Consider the following 3,770-nt stretch of genomic DNA (forward strand, 5'->3'; position numbering starts at 1 on the left):
AGGACGCCCGGCCGCGCCGCCGAGATCAGATGGGCGACGCGGAAGGCCGCGCCCAGCAGGCGGGCGCGTTCGAGCTGCGCCGGCGTCAGCAGCTCCTGCATCGTGACCGGCGGCTGGTTCTCCTCGCTGAGGCCCGCATAGCGATAGAACACGGACAGGCCGACGAAGGCGCGCTCGGTGTGGGTGATCGCGCCGAAATTGCCGTTGACGACGAGGCTCAGCGTCTGCTCGCCGCGATGATCGGGATGCACGCGCCAGCCGATGTCGGACAAGAGGCACGCGGCGTGGCGCAGGCGGCGGTCCTCTTCGGTCTCGCGCAGCTTCACGACGCGCGCCAGACGATCGGTCCAGGCGATCAGCTCGCGGGCGTGCTTGGCTGAGCGCGACAGGAGCTGGTTGAGCTCTTCGGCCGCGCAGATCAGCCCGTCCTTGTTGCGTTCGGACTCCGGCAGCTTCTCGTGCAAGAGGCCTTCGCGTACGCCGAAGGTCGAGAACACGATGGTCTTTGGTTTGGCGACCCGGATGATGTGCTCGAGCACCAGCGCGGCATAGGTGAGGAGCGGGCGCCTTGCATCGGCGACGATCTCGATGTCGGCGAGCATATTGCTGGCCGCAAGACGGCGCAGCCGGCGCGAAAAATCGAGCGCTTCTGCCGCGGAAATCGAATAGCCGTGCATCACCTGGAGCGGATAGCCGCTCTGGATGATGTGGATGCGCGCGAGCGCGCGCCAGGTGCCGCCGACGGCATAGAAGGTGCGGCCGCGGCCAGCAGTGAGCTGCTGCACCTCGTCGAGCGCCTCGCGCACGATGCGGTCGGCGCGCTTGAGCGATTTGTGTGCGAGATCCTGGAGTGCGAGTCCGCCGAGCGGCAGCGTCACGCCGCTGCGCACGCTGTTCCTGCGCACGTCGATCAATTCGAGCGAGCCGCCGCCGAGGTCGCCGACGATGCCGTCGGGATGATGGATGCCCGAGATCACACCGAGGGCCGACAGCCGCGCCTCGCGCGGGCCCGACAGGATCTCGATCTTCACGGCGCAGATGCGTTCGGCCTTGGCGATGAAATCGGGGCCGTTGGAAGCGTCGCGGCAGGCGGCGGTCGCGATCGCGAACACGCGTCCGACCTGCATCACACGGCACAAGGCGCGAAAGCGCTTGAGCGAGGTCAGCGCCTTGTCGACGGCGTCGGGTGCGAGCAGGCCGGTGCTCTGCACCTCGCGCCCGAGGCCGCACAGCGTCTTCTCGTTGAAGATCGGAATGAGGCTCCGCGTCAGCCCCTCGTAGACGACGAGACGGACCGAGTTGGAACCGATATCAATGACTGCGACGCTCGAGCCGCGCTTGCGCGGCCGCTTCACGTCGGAAATCCCTGATCAGGATTGATGGCGTTCGTTCCGGCGCGTGAGACGACGCGGCGAGGATTCCTTGAGCGACTTTCCACGGCCAGACAGACTCGGATTTGTCATGAAGTAGTTGTGGACATTGAAAGGCTCCTCGCCCTTCGCGGTCTTCATACGCGTTGAGGACCCGTCCGGCAACAATTGCCAGCTCTGCTCATTGTCCTTCAGGTTGGCGACCATGATCTGCTCGAGAACCTGCTGATGCACCGTGGGATTTTGCAGCGGACACAGCACCTCGACGCGGCGGTCGAGGTTGCGCGGCATCATGTCGGCCGAGGAGATATACACAGCCGCTTTCGCGCTCGGCAGGCCCTGGCCCATGCCGAAGCAGTAGATTCGGCCGTGTTCCAGGAAGCGTCCGATGATCGACTTGACGCGGATGTTCTCGGACAGGCCGGGAATGCCGGGGCGCAGGCAACAGATGCCGCGCACCACGAGCTCGACCTGCACGCCGGCCTGTGAGGCCTCGTAGAGCGCGTCGATGATGTCGGGGTCGACCAGCGCGTTCATCTTCATCCAGACCGCACCGGGCCGGCTGTGCCGTGCATGCGCGGTCTCGCCCTGGATGTGTTCGATGATGCGCTTGCGCAAGGTCAGCGGCGACACCGCCATCTTTTCCAGATCGCTCGGCGCGGCATAGCCGGTGATGAAATTGAACACGCGCGCGGCATCGCGGCCGATGGTCGGATCGGAGGTGAAGTAGGAGAGGTCGGTGTAGATGCGCGCGGTGACCGGGTGATAATTGCCGGTGCCGGTATGAACATAGGTGGTGAGGCTGCCGCCCTCGCGGCGTACCACCATGGAGAGTTTTGCGTGCGTCTTCAGTTCGAGGAAGCCATAGACGACCTGCACGCCGGCTCGCTCGAGGTCGCGTGCCCAGCGGATGTTGGCTTCCTCGTCGAAGCGCGCCTTCAATTCGATCAACGCCGTGACGGATTTCCCGGCCTCGGCGGCTTCCACGAGCGCGCGCACGATCGGCGAGTTGCTGGAGGTGCGGTAGAGCGTCTGCTTGATGGCGACGACATCGGGGTCGCGCGTCGCCTGCTGCAGGAACTGCACCACCACGTCGAAGGATTCGTAGGGGTGATGGACGACGAGGTCCTTCTGCCGGATCGCGGCGAAGATGTCGCCACCATGCTCGCGCACGCGCTCGGGATGGCGCGGCACGTACGGGGTGAATTCGAGATCGGGCCGGTCGAGGCGGGTGAGCTGCGAGAGCTCGTTCATCGCCTGCACGCCGTCGACCAGGAACACCTCGTCGTCGGCGGCCGAGAGCGCATGCTGCACGAAGTTGCGCAGCTCTTCCGGCATCTTGGCGTCGATCTCGAGCCGGATCACCGAGCCGCGGCGGCGGCGCTTCAGCGCTGTCTCGAACAGGCGGACGAGGTCTTCGGCCTCTTCCTCGATTTCGAGTTCGGAGTCTCGGATGATGCGGAAAGCGCCCTGGCCGTGCAGATTGTAGCCGGGGAACAGGCGGTTGATGAACAGGGCGGTCGCCTGCTCCAGCGAGATCAACCGGACGACCTTGCCGTCAGCCGGCAGGCGGATGAAGCGGTCGATCTTGCCGGGCATGCGGATCAGCGCGTTCATCTGCTTGCCGTCGGCGGCGCGCGTGAGCTGGAGCGCGATGGTGAAGCCGAGGCTCGGGATGAACGGGAAGGGGTGGGCCGGGTCGATCGCCAGCGGCGTCAGCAGCGGGAACACATTGCTGAGGAAGTAGTCCTCGATCCAGGTCCGTTCCGCCTTCGTGACTTCCTTGCCCTCAACCAGCACGATGCCGACATCGGCCAGCGTGCCGCGCAGGTCGCGCCAGATCGCCTGCTGGTCGGAGGCGAGTTCGGAGACGGTGCGGTTGATCAGCGCGAGCTGCTCGGATGGCGTCAGGCCGTCGGGGCTGCGTTCGGCAATGCCCTCGCGCACCTGGGCCTTGATGCCGGCGACGCGGACCATGAAGAATTCGTCGAGGTTATTCGCTGAAATCGACAGGAATCGCACGCGCTCGAGCATGGGGTGGCTCGGATTGACCGATTCCTCCAGGACGCGACGATTGAAATGCAGCCAGGAAAGCTCGCGGTTGATGAATCGCTCGGGGCTCGATGCGATCGCCGGCAGGCCTTCGGTCTCCTGGATTTTCTCTTTAATTTCAATAGTTTGCGCTGAATCCATCAGAAGTCGGTCCATCCTGTCTCGCCTTACCTTGCGACTTAAGCGCAAAACCGGCCGGAGCATGTGTTAGAGCGATGACGTTTCGATGACATTGATGTTCCGCCGCTCCGCCCCGTCAAGCGGGTCTGGCGTGGGGGGGCGGGCCGCGCAGGCCGATCAGGCGTCCCGCAAGAGCTCGGCGGCCAGCGCCCTTGTGACAGGGCGGCC

Annotated in this window: 2 protein-coding genes; both read right to left on the reverse strand. The window is 65.1% G+C overall.

Going from position 1 to position 3,770, the window contains the following annotated elements; genetic code table 11:
- The coding region (gene ppx / locus MOV74_RS33520; RefSeq protein ID WP_246931268.1) for an exopolyphosphatase at positions 1-1,355 on the reverse strand (1,355 nt) is incomplete at its 3' end.
- Between the two features lie 15 nt (positions 1,356-1,370).
- Complete coding sequence (locus tag MOV74_RS33525; RefSeq protein WP_246931269.1) at positions 1,371-3,563, reverse strand: RNA degradosome polyphosphate kinase; 2,193 nt, start codon at positions 3,561-3,563, stop codon at positions 1,371-1,373.
- Positions 3,564-3,770: the final 207 nt, after the last annotated feature.

Source organism: Bradyrhizobium sp. SHOUNA76, assembly GCF_023006445.1.
Lineage (GTDB): Bacteria > Pseudomonadota > Alphaproteobacteria > Rhizobiales > Xanthobacteraceae > Bradyrhizobium.

Bases quoted from the DNA above. Each gene is read 5' to 3' on its own strand.
- MOV74_RS33525 (WP_246931269.1), bottom strand. From the start codon at position 3,563: ATGGATTCAGCGCAAACTATTGAAATTAAAGAGAAAATCCAGGAGACC.